The 18,989-nt window shown below is 68.6% G+C and carries 14 protein-coding genes; 9 read left to right on the top strand and 5 right to left on the bottom strand.

Annotated features, from left to right (window positions below; translation table 11 throughout):
* Window positions 1-4: 4 nt before the first annotated feature.
* From cyoD to cyoA, 4 genes are read right to left on the bottom strand one after another with little or no spacing between them, the layout of a single operon-like run.
* Window positions 5-424 (bottom strand): cytochrome o ubiquinol oxidase subunit IV, encoded by a 420-nt coding sequence (cyoD, locus tag L0984_RS00905; protein ID WP_017757638.1) that lies wholly within the window; start codon window positions 422-424, stop codon window positions 5-7.
* Window positions 424-1,056, bottom strand: coding sequence for a cytochrome o ubiquinol oxidase subunit III (cyoC, locus tag L0984_RS00900; protein ID WP_017757637.1), 633 nt, complete (start codon window positions 1,054-1,056; stop codon window positions 424-426). The genes cyoD and cyoC overlap by 1 nt, the downstream gene beginning before the upstream one ends.
* Window positions 1,049-3,052 carry a cytochrome o ubiquinol oxidase subunit I gene (gene cyoB, locus L0984_RS00895; RefSeq protein WP_234191907.1) on the bottom strand — a complete coding sequence of 668 codons (2,004 nt, stop codon included), beginning with the start codon at window positions 3,050-3,052 and terminating at the stop codon, window positions 1,049-1,051. The genes cyoC and cyoB overlap by 8 nt, the downstream gene beginning before the upstream one ends.
* A gap of 55 nt (window positions 3,053-3,107) precedes the next feature.
* Complete coding sequence (gene cyoA / locus L0984_RS00890; RefSeq protein WP_234191906.1) at window positions 3,108-4,106, bottom strand: ubiquinol oxidase subunit II; 999 nt, start codon at window positions 4,104-4,106, stop codon at window positions 3,108-3,110.
* 179 nt (window positions 4,107-4,285) lie between these two features.
* Between cyoA and L0984_RS00885 the strand changes: the two genes are divergently transcribed.
* Window positions 4,286-5,623, top strand: coding sequence for an MFS transporter (locus tag L0984_RS00885; RefSeq protein WP_234191905.1), 1,338 nt, complete (start codon window positions 4,286-4,288; stop codon window positions 5,621-5,623).
* A gap of 321 nt (window positions 5,624-5,944) precedes the next feature.
* Here L0984_RS00885 and L0984_RS00880 read toward each other — a convergent pair whose 3' ends face one another.
* Complete coding sequence (locus L0984_RS00880; protein ID WP_234191904.1) at window positions 5,945-9,646, bottom strand: PAS domain S-box protein; 3,702 nt, start codon at window positions 9,644-9,646, stop codon at window positions 5,945-5,947.
* A 143-nt stretch (window positions 9,647-9,789) separates the two neighbouring features.
* Here L0984_RS00880 and L0984_RS00875 point away from each other — a divergent pair, with 143 nt between their 5' ends.
* The 8 genes from L0984_RS00875 to L0984_RS00840 all read left to right on the top strand — a co-directional run bounded on the left by L0984_RS00875 (window position 9,790) and on the right by L0984_RS00840 (window position 18,970).
* Window positions 9,790-11,070: a GTP cyclohydrolase II gene (locus tag L0984_RS00875; RefSeq protein ID WP_234191903.1), complete on the top strand. Its 1,281-nt coding sequence runs from the start codon at window positions 9,790-9,792 to the stop codon at window positions 11,068-11,070.
* Window positions 11,071-11,084: 14 nt separating this feature from the next.
* A complete protein-coding gene (locus L0984_RS00870) occupies window positions 11,085-12,389 on the top strand; it encodes a URC4/urg3 family protein (RefSeq protein ID WP_234191902.1) in 1,305 nt (434 codons plus the stop codon).
* Between the two features lie 50 nt (window positions 12,390-12,439).
* On the top strand, window positions 12,440-13,075 hold the full coding sequence (gene upp, locus L0984_RS00865) for a uracil phosphoribosyltransferase (protein ID WP_114804977.1): 636 nt from the start codon (window positions 12,440-12,442) through the stop codon (window positions 13,073-13,075).
* A 419-nt stretch (window positions 13,076-13,494) separates the two neighbouring features.
* Window positions 13,495-14,493: a BMP family protein gene (locus L0984_RS00860; RefSeq protein WP_234191901.1), complete on the top strand. Its 999-nt coding sequence runs from the start codon at window positions 13,495-13,497 to the stop codon at window positions 14,491-14,493.
* Between the two features lie 13 nt (window positions 14,494-14,506).
* Entirely contained in the window at window positions 14,507-15,424 is a 918-nt protein-coding gene (locus tag L0984_RS00855) for a 5'-methylthioadenosine/S-adenosylhomocysteine nucleosidase (protein ID WP_234191900.1), read from the top strand.
* Window positions 15,412-16,983 carry an ABC transporter ATP-binding protein gene (locus tag L0984_RS00850; RefSeq protein WP_234191899.1) on the top strand — a complete coding sequence of 524 codons (1,572 nt, stop codon included), beginning with the start codon at window positions 15,412-15,414 and terminating at the stop codon, window positions 16,981-16,983. Before L0984_RS00855 ends, L0984_RS00850 begins: the two co-directional genes overlap by 13 nt.
* A 2-nt stretch (window positions 16,984-16,985) precedes the next feature.
* A complete protein-coding gene (locus L0984_RS00845) occupies window positions 16,986-18,050 on the top strand; it encodes an ABC transporter permease (protein WP_234192748.1) in 1,065 nt (354 codons plus the stop codon).
* The gene (locus tag L0984_RS00840) at window positions 18,047-18,970 is read left to right on the top strand and encodes an ABC transporter permease (RefSeq protein ID WP_234191898.1); all 924 of its coding nucleotides are present in this window, start codon (window positions 18,047-18,049) and stop codon (window positions 18,968-18,970) included. Before L0984_RS00845 ends, L0984_RS00840 begins: the two co-directional genes overlap by 4 nt.
* Window positions 18,971-18,989: the final 19 nt, after the last annotated feature.

Genomic DNA, 18,989 nt, shown 5'->3' with positions numbered 1-18,989 from the left:
TGCGTCATTGCGCGCGCTGGATGTGCTGCTGCATCTCGTGCGCCGGCATCATGTTCGTGTTCATGTGGAACATGACCCACAGCGTGCCCGCGATGGCAATGGCCACGAAGACGACGGTGAAGATCGTGGACAGCAGGGTCCAGCCGCCTTCGACCTTGCCGTTCATGTGCAGGAAGAAGACCATGTGCACGAGGATCTGGACGACCGCGAAGGCGCCCAGCACGATGACGGCCGTGTTGCGGCTGCTGATCACGTCGTTCATCACCAGCCAGAAGGGGATGGCGGTGAGCACGATGGACAGCACGAAACCGATCATGTAGCCCGAGAAGGTGCTGTGCGGTCCCACGTCGCCGTGGTGGTCGTCATGATGGTGGTCGTCGTGGGCGTGGCCGGCGTGCGCGGCGTGGGTGGCATGGGTACTCATCACAGCACTCCCATCAGGTAGACGAAGGTGAAGACGCCGATCCACACGACGTCCAGAAAGTGCCAGAACATCGACAGGCACATCAGGCGGCGCTTGTTCTCGTGGATCAGGCCGTGCTTGGAGATCTGGATCATCAGCACCACCATCCAGATCGAGCCGAAGGTCACGTGCAGGCCGTGGGTGCCGACCAGCGCGAAGAAGGCCGACAGGAAGGCGCTGCTCTGCGGCGTGGCGCCTTCGTGGATCAGGTGGTGGAACTCATAGAGCTCCACGCCCAGGAAGCACAGGCCGAAGATGCCGGTGATGGCCAGCCAGCCCAGCGTGCCGCCCACCTTGTTCTGCTGCTTCTGCAGCATGGCAAAGCCGAAGGTGATCGACGACAGCAGCAGGAAGGCCGTGTTGATGGCCACCAGCTTCAGGTCGAACAGTTCGGCGCCGCTGGGGCCGCCCGCATAGCTGCGGCCGAGCACGCCATAGGTCGCGAAGAGCGCCGCGAAGATCAGGCAGTCGCTCATCAGGTAGAGCCAGAAGCCCAGCGAGGTGCCGTTCTCCGGATGCGGCTCGTCCGCCAGGTGGTAGGCGCGGTCGGTGGTGTCGCCGGCGGTGCCGGTGGCGTAGGCGAGATCAGACATGACGGGCCAGCAGTTGGGTGCGCGCGTTCTCGGCGGCCGAGACTTCCTCGGCCGGGATGTGGTAGTCGCGCTTGTAGTTGAAGGTGTGGATGATCGACGCCAGGATCGTCGCCGCGAACGAGGCGGCGGCCAGCGGCCACATGTGCCAGATGAGTGCGAAGCCGCAGATCACCGAGAACACCGAGATCACCACGCCGGCGCCGGTGTTGGCGGGCATGTGGATCGGCTTGAAGCCACCCAGCGGGCGCTTGTAGCCATGCTGCTTCATGTCCCACCAGGCGTCGACCTCATGCACCACCGGCGTGAAGGCGAAGTTGTACTGGGGCGGGGGCGAGGAGGTCGCCCACTCCAGCGTGCGGCCGTTCCACGGGTCGCCCGTGTGGTCACGCAGCTGCTCGCGGCGCAGGTAGCTCACGCCCAGCTGGATCAGGAAGCAGGCGATCCCGCAGGCGATCAGCACGGCGCCCAGGGCCGCGACCTGGAACCAGATCTGCAGCGACGGGTCCTCGAAGTGGTTGACGCGACGCGTCACGCCCATCAGGCCGAGCACGTACAGCGGCATGAAGGCCACGTAGAAGCCCACCAGCCAGAACCAGAACGAGCACTTGCCCCAGAACGCGTCGAGCTTGTAGCCGAAGGCCTTGGGGAACCAGTAGTTGATGCCGGCGAACATGGCGAACACCACGCCACCGATGATCACGTTGTGGAAGTGGGCGATCAGGAACAGGCTGTTGTGCAGCACGAAGTCGGCCGGGGGCACGGCCAGCAGCACGCCGGTCATGCCGCCGATGGCGAAGGTGCACATGAAGCCGACGGTCCACAGCATGGGCGGCTCGAAGCGGATGCGGCCACGGTACATGGTGAAGAGCCAGTTGAAGATCTTCGCGCCCGTGGGGATCGAGATGATCATCGTCGTGATGCCGAAGAAGGCATTCACGCTCGCGCCCGAGCCCATCGTGAAGAAGTGGTGCAGCCACACGATGTACGACAGGATGGTGATACAGACCGTGGCGTAGACCATGGACGTGTAGCCGAACAGCCGCTTGCCCGAGAAGGTGGCCACCACCTCGGAGAACACGCCGAAGGCCGGCAGCACCAGGATGTAGACCTCGGGGTGGCCCCAGATCCAGATCAGGTTGACGTACAGCATCGGGTTGCCGCCCGACACGTTGGTGAAGAAGTTCGTGCCGACATAACGGTCGAGCGACATCAGCACCAGGGCGGCCGTCAGCACCGGGAAGGAGGCCACGATCAGCGCGTTGGTGCACAGCGAGGTCCAGGTGAAGACGGGCATCTTCATCAGGCCCATGCCGGGGGCGCGCATCTTGACGATGGTCACCAGCAGGTTGATGCCCGAGAGCGTGGTGCCCACCCCCGCGATCTGCAGCGCCCAGATGTAGTAGTCGAGGCCCACCCCCGGGTTCTGGTTGCCCAGCGTCGACAGGGCCAGCCAGCCGGCGGTGGAGAACTCGCCCAGGAACAGCGACAGCATCACCAGCACGGCGCCGCCGGTGGTCATCCAGAAGCTGAAGTTGTTCAGGAAGGGGAAGGCCACGTCGCGCGCGCCGATCTGCAGCGGCACGAGGTAGTTCATCAGGCCCGTGACCAGCGGCATCGCCACGAAGAAGATCATGATGACGCCGTGCGCCGTGAAGATCTGGTCGTAGTGGTGCGGCGGCAGGTAGCCCATGTTGTCGCCGAAGGCCACGGCCTGCTGCAGGCGCATCATCAGCGCGTCGGCAAAGCCGCGCAGCAGCATCACGATGCCCAGGATCATGTACATGATCCCGATCTTCTTGTGGTCGATGCTGCAGAACCAGTCGCGCCACAGCGGACCCCACAGCCGGAACTTGGTGAGCAGCGCGAGCACGCCGAGGCCGCCGAGCGCGACGGCGATGAAGGTCCACAGCACGATCGGCTCGTGCGCCATGGGAACGGATTCCCAGGTCAGCCGCCCCAGCAGCCAGTGGGGCGCGGCGGTAGAAGGTTCAGTCATAGGGCTTCGTTTCTTCGAATGGGTGCCAGGATGCGGGCCGGGGAGGGCGGCGTCCTCAGTTGAGCAGGTCGACCGGTTGGTTGGGCGTGCAGATCTGCTGCGGCATGAGCGCAGCGACCGCAGCCTCGCCAGCCTTGGTGCGGCCACGCAGCGCGTCCTGGGCCATCACCTGGTGCATGCAGCGCTGGCCATCCACGGTGCACAGGTTGAGCACGCGCGAGTACAGGTCGGGGTCGACGGAAGCGAAGCGCTGCACGGGGTTGCGCTCGCTGGGCTTGGCCAGGTCGTTGTAGACGGCGCGCGTCAGGCTCTGACTGCCGGACTTGGCATCGGCCACCCACTTGGCGAAGTCCTCGTTGGAGACGCCGTGGAACTTGAAGGTCATGCCCGAGAAGCCCGCGCCGCTGTAGTGCGAGGACAGGCCGTGGTAGACGCCGGGCTTGTTGATGACGGCATTCAGCTCGGTCTGCATGCCGGGCATGGTGTAGATCATGCCGGCCAGGTCGGGCACATAGAAGGCGTTCATCGTCGTGCTGGAGGTCAGCTTGAAGAGGATGGGCCGGTCCACCGGCGCCGCCACCTCGTTGACCGTGGCGATGCCTTGCTCGGGATAGATGAAGAGCCATTTCCAGTCCAGCGAAACGACCTGGATCTCCAGCGGCTTGACGTCCGCCGGCATCGGCCTGCCCGCCGCGATGCGGTCGAGCGGGCGGTACGGATCCAGCGTATGGGTGCTGATCCACGTCAACGCGCCCAGGGCGATGATGATCAACAGTGGAGCCGACCAGATGACCAGCTCCAGGCGGGTGGAGTGGTGCCAGTCGGGCTGGTAGTCGGCCTCCTTGTTCGCGGCACGGTAGCGCCAGGCGAACAGCAGGGTGAGCACGATCACCGGGATGATGATCAGCAGCATCAGCCCGGTCGCGATCATCACGAGGCGGCCCTGCTGCGAGGCGATGTCCCCCGAGGGAGTGAGCACCACCGTGTTGCAACCGGCCAGGAGCGCCGTGGCGGCCAGGAGGGCTGGCGCGCGGAAGGTCTTGAGTGAAGGCATACGCTGGAATCTGAAAGGAACGAGCAGGCCGGCACCTCGCGCACCGGCGGCAGGAGTCCGCACTTTAGAGGTGCGCGCCTGCGTAGGCGATTGGACAATTTGTCCTATCGACACTGTCCGACGGCTCTGCGAATCTCGCGTGGTAATCTGGGCGCTCCTCGAATACAAGGGAGACTTCGATGAGCAGCCTGAGCCCGGCACACCCCGGAATCCACTCTGGAGATCTCGAGCGAGACGCTCGCCAGGTCAATGCGGACAATCACGATGTGGCCCCGGGCGACATCGCCGTCGGCGTGGTGATCGGGCGATCCTCCGAGTACTTCGACTTCTTCGTCTTCGGCATCGCCTGCGCGCTGGTGTTCCCCCAGCTGTTCTTTCCCTTCGTCGAGCGTCTCGAAGGCACGCTCTACGCGTTCGCCATTTTCTCGCTGGCCTTCATCGCCCGGCCCATTGGCACCGTCGTCTCGATGGGCATCCAGAAGCGCTACGGCCGCGCCACCAAGCTGACCATCGCGCTCTTCCTGCTCGGTACGTCCACGGCGGGCATTGCCTTCCTGCCGGGCTACGACATTGTCGGCGGCTGGGCGATCCTGCTGCTGGCCTTGTTCCGGATCGGGCAGGGGCTGGGCACCGGCGGCTCCTGGGACGGCCTGCCGTCGCTGCTGTCGATGAACGCGCCGCCGCACCGCCGCGGCTGGTACGCCATGCTCGGACAGTTGGGCGCGCCGCTCGGCTTCGTGGTTGCCAGCGCGCTGTTCATGTACCTGTACGGCAGCCTGTCGCAGGAAGATTTCATGAACTGGGGCTGGCGCTATCCCTTCTATGTGGCCTTTGCCATCAACGTGGTGGCGCTGTTCGCCCGTCTGCGCCTGGTGGTCACCCATGAGTACGAGAGGGCGCTCGAACAGCGGGAACTCGAGCCCACGCCCGCCGGCGAACTGCTTCGCACCCAGGGCTACAACATCTTCATCGGCGCCTTCGCCGCGCTGGCCAGCTATGCGCTGTTCCACCTGGTGACGGTGTTCCCGCTGTCGTGGATCCAGCTCTATTCGGACCAGTCCATTGCCGACTTCCTGGGCGTGCAGGTGATCGGCGGCCTGCTGTGTGCCGCGGCCGTGCTGGCTTCTGGCTGGATTGCCGACCGCTTTGGTCGTCGCAACACCCTGGGCACCCTGGCTGCCTTGATCGGCTTGTTCAGCCTCGTGGCACCGGTGCTGCTCAAGTCGAGCGAAGGACAGAACGTCTTCATCCTGATCGGCTTCGTGCTGCTGGGCCTGTCGTATGGCCAGGCCTCCGGGACGGTGACGTCGAACTTCAGTGCACGCTACCGCTACACCGGCGCCGCGTTGACCTCCGATTTCGCCTGGCTGGTGGGGGCCGCATTTGCGCCGCTGGTCGCGCTCGGGCTGTCGGCCCATTTCGGGCTGGCCTTCCTTGGCGTCTACCTGGCCTCCGGTGCGATCTGCACGCTGGTCGCGCTCTATATCAACAAGACGCTGGAATCGTCACGCGAGTGAAGGACCTGCGGGCCAGGCGCCTCGGCGCCTGGTTCTTCGAGCCCACAGCGCCCTCAGGGGCGCTTTTTTTGTGCCTGTCCGGCCATCGATGCCAGCAGCGGCGGACCGCGATTCGGGCGGGGTGGGGAGAGCGGGAGGCACGCCGAGCAGCGTCGCCGCATTCACTGCTTGCCCGCGCATCCTTACTATTTGACATAACGCACATTGCATATCTATTGGACGGATGGACCTCCGAGTCCCAAGCGCTCGCCTTGGCCCAAGCCGCCACTGCAACCGCCCGGCGACGGCCGGCTTTCGTACACAGATGCCGGGCCGCGCGCCTCATCCTTCGACCGGCGCTGCCCGCTGAAGCCGATCCGCCAGCACCTCCAGGGCCCGCCGACCGCGCTCGAAGTCGAAGTTGGCGATGGCGCCGTTGGCGTCCTCGAGCATTTCGGCGGGCAGCAAGGCCGACAGCGCCGCGAAAGGCACCTCCGGCCATTCCCCCGCACGCAGCAGCGTGATGGTCCGCGCGATCAGATCCAGCACGCACGACAGGTTCAGCTGCACCTCGGCACCGTTGGCAGCGTTCAGCCACACCGCGTCCGGCGATTGCAGGCGCTGGGCGCGCAGCGCCTGTTCCGCGTGCAGCAGTTCGCCCGGCAGCGCCACGATGCACTGGCTGCACCCCGTGGGATCCTGGGCCAGGGCTGCAGTCTCCAGTCGACCCGCCAATCCTTGCAGGGTGTTGAGCCCGAAGTGCCCCGCAGCCCCGACCAGCCGGTGCGCCAGCGCGGCCAGGCCCTTCCAGTCCTGGTCGTCCGCGAGCTGCATCAGCCTGCCCGGCGTCGCGCGCTGCTCGGCCAGGAAGCGCTCGAGCGCGTCGTGCAGCAGTCCCGGCCGGTGCCACAGCGAGAGCGCGCGATGCCAGTCGATGGCCAGCGACTCGGGATGGCCGGCCTCGGGCAGATCCGGAGCCAGGACGAGTCCCAGCACGCGGGCCATCTCGCGCATGAGCTGCGCCGGCGCCAGGGGCTTGCCTGCAAAGCCCTCCATGCCGGCAGACTCGGCCGCGAGGCGGTCGGCTTCGAGCACGCTGGCCGACATGGCGATGATCGGCGTGTGCCGGTCGGCCGCCGCCTGCTCGGCCCGGCGGATGGCACGTGCCGCCTCCAGGCCGTCCATGCCGGGCATCTGCAGGTCCATGAGGATGAGGTCGAAACGCTCGCGCGCGGCGATCTGCACCGCCTGTTCGCCGCCGCCGGCCAGTGCCACCTGGTGGCCCTCGCGGCCCAGCAGGATCTCCAGCAGCTCCAGGTTGCTCGGCGCGTCGTCCACGGCCAGCACGCGCAGCGCGGGCAGTTGCAGCGGCGTGTCTGCGCCCCCCACCGCATCCGGCAATCCCGTGGGACTGCCCAGCGGCAAGGGCAGCCGCACGGTGAACACACTGCCGCGCCCCGGCGTGCTGGCCACCCTGATGGTGCCGCCCATCAGGTGCGCCAGCTGTCGCGAGATGGTGGTGCCCAATCCCGTGCCCCCGAAGCGCCGCGACGTCGAGGCGTCGGCCTGGGCAAAGGGTTCGAAGATGCGCTCCTGCATGTCCTGCTCGATGCCGATGCCGGTGTCCTCCACCTCGAGGCTGAGCTGGCCACCGTGATGGCGCACGCGCAGCACCACCCTGCCCTGTTCGGTGAACTTCACGGCATTGCCCAGCAGGTTGAGCAGCACCTGCTGCACCCGCAGCGCATCGCCGCGGAAGTGCAGCGGCACGCTCGGGTGGTAGTCGAGGACCAGGTCCAGGCCCTTGCGGATCGCGCTGATGCGCATCGAGGCGACCACCTGGTCGCACAGCGCGCGCAGGGAGAAGTCCTCCTCCATCAGCGTCATCGCGCCCTTCTCCAGCTTGGCCGTGTCGAGCACCTCGTTGAGCAGCCGCAGCATCGAATGCCAGGCCTGGTGGATGGTGCTCAGGTGGCGGCGCTGGCTGGCGTCGAGCGGCGAATCGAGCAGCACCTCCGAGAAGCCGATGATGGCGTTCATCGGCGTACGGATCTCGTGGCTCATGTTGGCCAGGAAGCTGCTGCGCGCTGCGGCGGCGGATTCGGCGCGCTCCTTGGCGTCGCGCAGGGCCTGCTCCATCAGGCGCCGTTCGCTCAGGTCCGCCGCCAGCTTGAGGATCTTGAAGGGCCGCCCCTCGGCATCGAGGATCGGGTTGTAGAAGCTGTGCAGCCACACCTCCCGTCCGTCCCGGGTGATGCGGGCATATTCGCCGCTTTGCTGCTCGCCGGCGCGCAGCCGCCGCCAGCGCTCGGCATAGTCGGCGCTCTGGACCTCTTCGGGCCGGCACAGCACCGCATGGGGCTGGCCGCGCAGCTCTTCCATGGTGTAGCCGACCAGGCGCAGGAACAGGTCGTTGGCTCGCAGGATGCGCCCTTCCAGGTCCAGCTCGACCATGCCCTGGGCGCGGCCGATGGCGTTGACGATGCCCTCGTACTCGGCGTTGCGCGCGCGCAGCGCCGTGTTGTCGACCATCACCCCGTCGATCCACTGGATCTCACCATCATTGCCGCGCACGCCCCGGCCGGTTTCCGACACCCAGCGCAACCGGCCGCTGCGGTGCCGCAGGCGATATTCGACGTGGTAGGAGCGGTTCTGGTCGAGCGCCTGGCCCACCTGCCGCCAGATGCGCTCCACATCGTCCGGGTGCATCAGGTCCGCATAGCTGATGCGCGCCGCCAGGAAGTCCTCGGGCGGGAAGCCACACAGGCCCTCCACGGCATCGCTGATGAACAGCATGCGCCAGTCGCGGGCAAAGCGGCAGCGGAAGGTCACGCCGGGAATGTTGGCGATGAGCGAGCGGAACTGCTCTTCGCTGCGCCGAAGCGACAGCTCCATGTCCCGCCGCTCGCGGATGTCGGTGAGAAAGCCGACGAACAGCGCCTCGTCCGGCAGTTCTGCCCGACCCACCGCCAGGCGGACCGGCACCAGCCGCCCTTCCTTGTCGCGCGCCTCCACCTCGCGGCCCACGCCGATGATGCGGGCCAGGCCCGTCGCCATGTAGCGCTCCAGGTAGCCGTCATGGCCACTGCGATGGGGCTCGGGCATCAGCATCGCGATGTTGCGGCCCACCACCTCGTCGGCCCGCCAACCCAGCAGGCGCTCGGCGGCGCCATTGAACGACTGGACGGTGCCGTGCGCGTCGATCATCACGATGCCGTCCACCGCCGTGTCCACCAGGGCGCGCAGGCGCGACTCGCTGCGGCGCACCTGCTCCAGCAGATGACGCTGGCGCAACCCCACGTGCAGCGCCACCGCCAGCAGGCCGATCAGGGCCACGAACGCGGCGATGGCCACCACCAGCAGCGTGTGCCGCCCCTCAGGCACACCGTCGATGGCGACGCCGTCGAAGCGCAGCGCCGCCATCGCCGTGTAATGCATGGCGAGGATGGCCAGGCCGAGCACCGACCCCGCCACGGCCGCCACCCGCCAGGGCCGGTTCTGCGCCTGCACGCGCAGGCGGGCATAGACCCACAGCGCCAGCGTGGCCAGCACGACGGCCAGCACCAGGGAGAAGGCGGTCAACCCGGGATCCTGACGCATGCCCACCATGGCCGCCGAGGCGGCCATGCCGGCATGGTGCATGGCGCCGATGCCCGCGCCCACCGCCACCCCGCCCCAGGCAATGGCCGCCCGGCCGAGATGCGCGCGGGTGAGCAGCAGCATGGCCACCCAGCAGGCGCCCAGCGCCGGCAGCAGCGACAGCGCCGTCATGCCCAGCCCGATCGGGGCCGCAGCGCACAGCGCAAAGGCCAGCATGCCGATGAAATGCATCGCCCAGATGCCGCAGGCCATGGCCAGCGCGCCACCGGCCGCGCTCAGATGACGGATGCCGGCATGCCGCGCGCGCCAGCCCAGCGAGGCCATGTGCACCGCCAGGATGGAAGACAGGATGGCCAGGACCACCGACAGGCCGACCAGCCGCGCATCGTGAAGGCGCCAGAGCAGAGGCTCGGCAGCGAAGCCGGCAGAGGAGAACCACGACATGGCTTTTTCACTATATTGCAGAAAGTAACCCGAGCCTGTCCGCCCTCCTGCGTCTCGGCTGTTTGGGGGAGGACGCGGTGCATGCCCTCTTTTCTTGCCAGCGGTCCTACCCCTCGCTACATTGACATTTTTGAGGGCCTGCAATGTCTGTAGACAGCACCACGTCTCCCCCTGCCACCTCACCCTCCCCCCGCCAGCACATCCGCCTGACCTCGCATGCCGGCGGCCTGGGCTCGCTGCCCATCCACTGGGATGCGGCCACCCCGGCCGAACGCGGACCGGTCGTGGGCACCACGACCAAGCGCGCCCACCGCAACGTGATCGGCACCCACAGCGGCAGCTACAGCGTCTACCGCGCGCTGGCCGTGGCCGCGGGGGCGCTCAAGCGCGAGCACCGCGCCGACCTCACCAACACCTCGCCGACCGACGCGATCGGGCCCTATCCGCAATGGAGCGAGCCGGGCAAGATCGTGTCGATGGACCCCTGGGGCGCCGTCGTCTCAGACGTGTTCGCGCAGGAGCTGGCGGCGGGCTACGACATCCGCCCGACCATCGCCGTGACCAAGGCGCACGTGATCCTGCCCGAGGTGATCGATGCGCTGCAGAAGGGCCGGCTGAAGGCCGACGGCAAATTCCTCACCGCAGGCGGCGCGGCCCTCGTCACCAAGGCGGCCATCGAGCCGGTCTGGTGGCTGCCTGGCGTGGCCCAGCGCTTCGGCTGTTCCGAGACCGACCTGCGGCGCGTGCTCTTCGAGGAGACGGGCGGCATGTATCCCGAGCTGGTCACGCGCTCCGACCTCGAGGTCTTCCTGCCCCCCATCGGCGGGCAGACGATCTACATCTTCGGCAACCCGCGCGACCTGGCCAACCCCGAGGTCGAGCTCACCGCCCGCGTGCACGACGAATGCAATGGCTCGGACGTGTTCGGCTCCGACATCTGCACCTGCCGCCCCTACCTCACGCACGCTATCGAAGAGTGCATCCAGGGCGCCCAGCGTGGCGGCGTGGGCCTCATTTCCTATGCGCGCAAGGAAGGCCGCGCGCTGGGCGAGGTGACCAAGTTCCTGGTCTACAACGCCCGCAAGCGGCAACTGGGCGGCGACACCGCAGACCAGTACTTCGCCCGCACCGAATGCGTGGCCGGCGTGCAGGACATGCGCTTTCAGGAGCTGATGCCCGACGTGCTGCACTGGTTGGGCATCCGCAAGATCCACCGCCTCGTCTCCATGAGCAACATGAAATACGACGCCATCACCGGCTCGGGCATCGAGGTCGGCGAGCGCGTCAACATCCCCGACGACCTGATCCCGGCGGACGCGCGCGTCGAGATCGACGCCAAGATGGCGGCCGGCTATTTCACACCGGGCAAGGTGCCCGGTGCCGATGAACTCAAGGCCACCCGCGGACGGGGGCTGGGCGAATGACGGACAGCCAACCCTTGCTTCCCACCACTGACCTCAACCACCCCGAGGCCGCCGTCGGCTGGCTGCGCACCACGGTCGCCGTGCACGAGCGCGCGGCCGAACTGCTGGCCCGCGCGCGCCGCGGCGAATCGGCCTTCTTCACCATCGGCGACGAGACGCGCCTGGACGATGCGGCGCGTGAAGTGGCCCAGGTCACCCAGGCGCGCTACGCGTGGCGGCCGATCCCGTACCACAGCCGCTGGCGGCATTTCGAGGCGGGCGGCGTCGACCGGGCGGCCGAACTCGATCACCTCCTGGGCGAGCATGCGACACCCCGCGAGCAGGCCAAGGCCCGCATCGACCTCGCCGTGGTGAGCGTGCTGCTCGATGCGGGCGCCGGGGCCGACTGGGCCTACCACGAGTCGGCGTCCGACCAGCGCTTCACCCGCTCCGAAGGCCTGGGCGTGGCCAGCTTCCATGCCTTCAAGGCGGGACTGTTTTCTTCCGACCCGGATCGCCCTCTGCAGGCCGATGCGGCCGGCCTGCGTGCCCTGGTGGCCGACCGCCTGGCGCAGGCCTTCCAGGTGCGCAGCGACAACCCGCTCGTCGGCCTGGACGGCCGGGTCACGCTGCTGCGACGGCTCGGCGAGGTGCTGGCCGAGCAGCCGGCCGTCTTCGGCACCGAGGTGCAGCGGCCGGGCGGCCTGTTCGACATGCTCATCGCGCCCGAAGGCGTGGCCGTGCCGCCCACCGCGACGGTGCAGGTGCACGACATCCTCACGCTGCTGCTGGATTCGCTTTCGGCCATCTGGCCCTCGGCCAACTACCTGCATCGCCACCCCACCGCCCTGCCCGGCCCGGGCGAGCCGGCGCTGGCCCTGGGCGACTGCTGGGCCCACAGCGGGGTCGGCGGCGAGGGCCGCACCCACGGCTGGGTGCCCTTCCACAAGCTGTCGCAGTGGCTCACCTACTCGCTGATCGAGCCCTTCGAGTGGGCGGGCGTGAAGGTCGAGGGGCTCGATGCCCTCACCGCCCTGCCCGAGTACCGCAATGGCGGCCTGCTGCTGGACACCGCCGTCATCGTCCCGCGCGATGCGGCCCTGCTCGAACGCAGCTGGCAGGTCGGCGACGAGTTCATCGTCGAATGGCGGGCCCTGACGGTGGCGCTGCTGGACGAGCTGGCGCCCATCGTGCGTCGCCACGTCGGCCGCAGCGCCGAGGAGATGCCACTGGCCTGCATCCTCGAAGGTGGCACCTGGGCGGCAGGCCGGGCCGTGGCCCAGCGCCTGCGCAACGGCCTGCCCCCGCTGCGCATCGAGAGCGACGGCACGGTGTTCTGAGCCCGCCTCCTCTACCATCGCACGCCTTCTGTTTTTGACAAGAACGATTCATGACGACGCCCAACGCTCACCTGATCACCCATCCGCTCGTCCAGCACAAGCTCACGCTCATGCGCCGCAAGGACGCCTCGACCAACAGCTTCCGCCGTCTGCTCAACGAACTGGCCTCGCTGATGGCCTATGAGGTGACGCGGGACATTCCGACGTCGGAGATCGAGATCGAGACGCCGCTGGAAGTCACGCGCGGCCGGGTGATCGACGGCAAGAAGCTGGTGTTCGTGTCCATCCTGCGGGCCGGCACGGGCATCCTGGACGGCATGCTCAGCGTGGTGCCGGGGGCCCGCGTGGGCCACATTGGCCTGTACCGCGACCCCAAGACGCTCACCGCCGTCGAGTACTACTTCAAGATGCCCAGCGACATGCAGGAGCGCGACATCGTCGTGGTCGACCCGATGCTGGCCACCGGCAACTCGGCCGTGGCGGCGGTGGAGCGCCTCAAGGAGCTGTCGCCCAAGTCCATCAAGTTCGTCTGCCTGCTGACCTGCCCCGAGGGCCTGAAGACCATGTACGAGGCGCATCCGGACGTGCCGGTGTACACGGCGGCCATCGACCGGCAGCTCAATGAGCACGGCTACATCCTGCCGGGCCTGGGCGACGCGGGCGACCGGATCTTCGGTACGAAATAGAAATCCCCCCCAGGCTGCGCGGGCTGGGGCCCGCTCCGCCCACCCCCCTCCGGGGGCACACGCAGCGGCCCGGCAAAGCCGGTTCCGCGCGTGTTGCTGGCGTGGCCTGCTCCGCGGCCCTTCGTGTTGGGGGGACTGCTTCCCGCTGGCGGTGATGGCGTGACCTGCTTACGTCGCTCGGAAGGGCTGCCTGGCGGGACGCCCACAACCGTTCACGCTGAGCCTGTCGAAGCGCAGTGCAGGGCTTCGACAGGCTCAGCCCGAACGGTAAACAGGCTCAGTCCGGCCGATAGGCGGGCTCAGCCGTAACTGTGAGCCGCACCGCCCCACTGGTCCAGCCTGGCCTTCATGTCATACGTACCCGGCCCAGCCGGCACCAATCCTGCTTGTCCAACACCCATCAACGAGGAGTGAGAAAGATGATCCAGCGCCGTCCCCTGATCCTGAGTGCCGCCGCCCTGGCGGGGCTTGTCGCGGTCGGGTTGCCGCAGTTCGCATTCGCCCAGTCCAAGCTCAAGGTGGCCGCGGTCTACACCGTGCCCTTCGAGCAGCAATGGGTGGGCCGCATCCACAAGGCGCTCAAGGCGGCCGAGGCCCGCGGCGAGATCGAGTACAAGGCCACCGAGAACGTGGCCAACGCCGACTACGAGCGCGTGCTGCGCGAGTACGCCACCGCCGGCAACCAGCTGATCCTGGGCGAGGCCTTCGCCGTCGAGGCCGCGGCCCGCAAGGTGGCCAAGGACTTCCCCAAGACCATGTTCCTGATGGGCTCCTCCGGCAAGCCGCAGGCGCCCAACTTCAGCGTCTTCGACAACTACATCCAGGAGCCCGCCTACCTCACCGGCATGATCGCTGGCGGCATGACCAAGTCGAACAAGATCGGCATGGTCGGCGGCTTCCCGATCCCCGAGGTCAACCGCCTGATGAATGCCTTCATGGCCGGCGCCAAGGAAGTGAATCCCAAGGTCGAGTTCAGCGTGAGCTTCATCAACAGCTGGTTCGATCCGCCCAAGGCCAAGGAGGCCGCCTTCGCCATGATCGACAAGGGCGCGGACATCATGTACGCCGAGCGCTTCGGCGTGAGCGACGCGGCCAAGGAGCGCAAGGTGCTGGCCATCGGCAACGTGATCAACACGCAGCCCCAGTACCCCGACACGGTGGTGGTGTCGGCGCTGTGGAACATGGAGCCCTCCGTCGACCGCGCCATCAAGCTGGTCAAGGACGCCCAGTTCAAGGCCGAGGACTACGGCCCCTACTCGCAGATGCAATACAAGGGCTCCGAACTCTCCCCGCTGGGCACCTTCGAGAAGAAGGTACCGGCCGACCTGGTCGCCAAGGTCAAGGCGCGCGAGGCGGAGATCCTGTCGGGCAAGTACAGCGTCAAGATCGACGACCGCCAGCCCAAGTCGTCCAAGTGAGGCCCCTGGCCGCATGAACAGCTTCCGCCGATTCCTGCTGGCCCTTGCGGCCAGCGCCGCCCTCGCCGGCTGTGCCGGCATGGGGCCGCCTCCTGTCACCGACACCCCGCGCATCGCGGTCATGTCGGCCTTCGAGCCCGAGCTGGTGCTGCTGCGCCAGAAGCTGCAGGACGCGCGCACCACGCGCATCAATGGCGTGGAGTTCCACACCGGCACGCTGCAGGGGCGGCCGGTGGTGCTGTTCCTGTCGGGCATCAGCATGACGAATGCCACCATGAACACCCAGCTGGCGCTGGACCGCTTCAAGGTCAGCCATGTGGTGTTCAGCGGCATCGCCGGGGGCGTGAACCCCAACCTCTCCATCGGCGACGTCACGGTGCCGGCCCAGTGGGGCCAGTACCTGGAAGTGCTGATGGCGAAGGAGGTGGCGCCCGGCCGCTACGAGAAGCCGCCCTTCATCCAGGACGCCACGCTGCCCAACTTCGGCATGATGTTCCCGCGGCCGGTGGAGTTCCGCTCCGCGGCGCAGCCGCAGGTCACGCGGCGCTTCTGGTTCGAGGTGGACCCGGGCATGCTGGCCGCAGCGCGCACCATGAAGGTGGACCTGGCGGCCTGCGCCGCCGGTACCTGCCTCCGGCATGCGCCGCGCCTGGTGGTCGGCGGCAACGGCGTGTCGGGCCAGACCTTCATGGACAACAAGGCCTTCCGCGAATACACCTACGCCACCTTCCAGGCCAACGTCCTGGACATGGAGACGGCGGCGGTGGGCATGGTGGCCCATGCCAACGGCGTGCCCTACCTCGCCTTCCGCTCGCTCAGCGACCTGGCCGGCGGCGGCGAAGGCGCCAACGAGATGGGCACCTTCATGCGCCTGGCGGCCGACAACTCGGCCCAGGTGCTGATGGCCTTCCTCGCGCAATGGAAGCCCTGAGCCCGGCCGGCGGTGCGCCGGTGCTGCGGCTCTCGGGCATCACCAAGCGCTTCGGCCCGCTGGTGGCCAACGACGCCATCTCGCTCACGCTGCACGCCGGCGAAGTGCTGGCGCTGCTGGGCGAGAACGGCGCCGGCAAGTCCACGCTGATGTCCATCCTGTTCGGCCATTACGTGGCCGACGAGGGCCGCATCGAGGCCTTCGGCCAGCCGCTGCCACCCGGCCATCCGCAGGCGGCGCTGGCGGCCGGCATCGGCATGGTGCACCAGCATTTCACGCTGGCCGACAACCTCAGCGTGCTCGACAACATCGTGATGGGCAGCGAGCCGCTGTGGCAGCCCTTCACCCGCCGCGCGGCGGCGCGCGAGCGGCTGGAGACCGTGGCCCGTCGCTTCGGGCTGCCGGTGGCGCCGGACGCGCGCGTGGCCACGCTGTCGGTCGGCGAGCGGCAGCGGGTGGAGATCCTCAAGGCGCTGTACCGCGGCGCACGCATCCTGATCCTGGACGAGCCCACGGCGGTGCTCACGCCGCAGGAGAGCGAGGCGCTGTTCGACACGCTGGGCCAGATGGTGGCGCAGGGCCTCTCGATCATCTTCATCAGCCACAAGCTGGGCGAGGTGCTGCGGGTGTCGCACCGCGTGGCCGTGCTGCGCCAGGGCCGGCTGGTGGCCGAGGCGCGGGCCGGCGACACCACGCAGGCGCAGCTCGCGCAATGGATGGTGGGGCATGCGGTGGAGGCGCCGGTGCGGCAGCCGGCATCCGCTGCCGGCGTCGAGGTGTGCGTGCTCGACGGCGTGAGCACCGAGGGCGCCGCGGGCGCGCTGCATGCGGTGTCGCTCACGCTGCGCGCGGGGCAGATCACTGCCATCGCTGGCGTCTCCGGCAACGGCCAGGTCGCGCTGGCCGAGCTGCTCTGCGGCACGCGCAAGGCGCAGTCCGGCCGGCTCCAACTGCTCGCTGCGCCGCTCCTGGCACAGCCTGCCGGGCTCGTGGCCCAGGGCGTTGCGCGCATCCCCGAAGACCGCCACGCCGTCGGCGTGGTCGGCGACCTGCCGGTGTGGGAGAACGCCGTGGCCGAGCGCCTGCGCACGCCGGCGTTCTCGCGCCGGCTGCTGCCCGGCCTGCGCTGGGTGCGCCGCGCCGCGGCCCGCGCCCATGCGGCGCGCATCCAGCAGGCCTTCGATGTGCGCGGCGGCGGGCTAGATGTGCCGGCCCGCTCGCTGTCGGGCGGCAACATGCAGAAGCTCATCCTCGGCCGGGCACTGACGGCGCCCGATGCCTCGTCGAATGAAGTACCGCGCCTGATCGTCGCGCACCAGCCGACCTGGGGCCTGGACATCGGCGCCGTGGCCTATGTGCAGCGGCAGCTGATCGCGGCACGCGACGCGGGCGCGGCGGTGCTGCTGATCTCGGACGACCTCGACGAGGTGCTGGCGCTGGGCGACCAGGTCGCCGTGATGCACGGCGGCCACCTCACGCCCACGCGGCCGGCCGAGGCCTGGACGCGCGAGGCCATCGGCCTGGCGATGGCCGGCGAAACGGAAAGGACGCCCGCATGACGATGCGGCTCGAACGACGTACCCAGCCTTCGCGCACGGCCCTGGTGCTGGCGCCGGTGGGCGCGATCGCCTTCACGCTGCTGGTCAGCGCCCTGCTGGTGCTGTGGGCCGGCGCGCCCGTGGGCCGCACCTACGGGCTGCTGCTCTCGGGCGGCTTCGGCTCGGTCTTCGCGCTGAGCGAGACGCTGACGCGGGCCATTCCGCTGATCCTCACCGGCCTGTCGGCGGCGGTGGCCTTCCGGGCCCGGCTGTTCAACATCGGCGCCGAAGGCCAGCTCTACGCCGGCGCGCTGGCGGCCGTCGCCATCGGCGGCATGCACGACGGCACGGGCCTGGAGTGGCCGGTGGCGGTGCTGCTGCCGCTGATGTTCCTGGCCGCCGCGCTGGCGGGCGCGCTGCTGCTGCTGGGCCCGGCGCTCATGAAGAGCCGCCTGGGCGTGGACGAGGTGGTGACCACGCTGCTGCTCAACTTCATCTTGCTGCTGGCCGTCGGCGCGCTGCTCGACGGCCCGATGAAGGATCCGACGGCCATGGGCTGGCCGCAGAGCGTGGCACTGCAGTCAGACCTGGAACTGTCCAAGCTCATTCCGCAGACGCGGGTGCACAGCGGCCTGCTTGGCGCGCTGGTGCTGGCGGTGGGCGTGTGGCTGCTGTTCAAGCACACGGTGCTGGGCTTCGACATCCGCGCGCTGGGCGCCAACCCGCGTGCCGCCGCCTTCGCCGGCGTGCCGGTCACACGTACCGTGGTGCTCACCGCCCTGCTCTCGGGCGCGCTGGCCGGCCTGGCCGGTGCGGTCGAAGTGGCGGGCCGCACCAGCTACGTCACGCTCGACATGTCGCCCGGCTATGGCTACACCGGCATCGTGATCGCCATGCTCGCGGGCCTGCATCCGCTGGGCGTGGTGGCCGCGGCCGTGTTCGTGGCCGGCGTGCTGGTCGGCGCCGATTCGATGAGCCGCGCCGTGGGCGTGCCGACCTACATCGCCGATGTGATCGTGGCCGCCTCGCTGCTGTCGGTGCTGGTGGCGGCGCTGTTCACGCAGTTCCGGCTGAGGTGGTCGCGATGAGCGATGTGTTCGACATCGTGGCGCAGGCCTCCTTCTGGGTGGCCCTGCTGCGCATTGCGACACCGCTCATCCTGGGCACGCTGGGCGTGCTGCTGTGCGAGCGGGCCGGCGTGCTCAACCTGGGCATCGAAGGGATCATGGTGGCCGGCGCCTTCGGCGGCTGGCTGGCGGTGTACGCCGGCGCGCCGCTGTGGCTGGGGGTGGTGGTGGCGGCCCTGGTCGGCGCCGTCTTCGGGCTGCTGCATGCCTGGCTGACCGTGGGCCTGGCGCTGTCGCAGCATGTGTGCGGGCTGGGCATCACGCTGCTGGCGACCTCGCTGTCCTACTACGGCTACCGGGTGAGCTTTCCCAAGGTGAGCACGCCGCCCACGGTCACGCCCTTTGCGCCCATGGACTGGCTGCCGATTCCGGTGCTGGACGCGCAGACCCCGATGACGCTGCTGGCGCTGCTGCTCGTGCCGGTGGTCGGCTGGCTGCTCTACCGCACGCCGGCAGGCCTCGCGCTGCGCATGGTGGGCGAGAACCCGCAGGCGGCGGAGAGCCAGGGCGTGTCGGTGGCCGCGACCCGCACGCTGGCCATCGTGGGCGGCTCGGCGCTGATGGGCGTGGCGGGCAGCTTCCTCACGCTGTCGGCCTTCAACGCCTTCTTCTTCAACATGGTCAACGGCCGCGGCTGGATCTGCGTGGCGCTGGTGGTCTTCGCCTCGTGGCGGCCGGGCAAGGCCCTGCTGGGCGCCCTGCTCTTCGCCTTCTTCGACGCGCTTCAGCTGCGGCTGCAGCAGGCCGGCGACGCGGCCCTGCCCTATCAGGTCTACCTGATGCTGCCCTATGTGCTGTCGATCCTGGCGCTGGTGCTGGTGGCGCGCAAGGCCAGCTATCCGCAGGCCCTGATGAAGCCGTACCGCAAGGGCGAGCGCTGATGAGTCCCTCGGCGCATGG

Source organism: Pseudacidovorax sp. NFM-22 (genome assembly GCF_021401245.1).
Classification (GTDB): Bacteria; Pseudomonadota; Gammaproteobacteria; order Burkholderiales; family Burkholderiaceae_C; genus Xenophilus.
The sequence above is the reverse complement of the archived record's forward strand: the minus strand, read 5'-3'. Positions and strand labels throughout refer to the sequence as shown.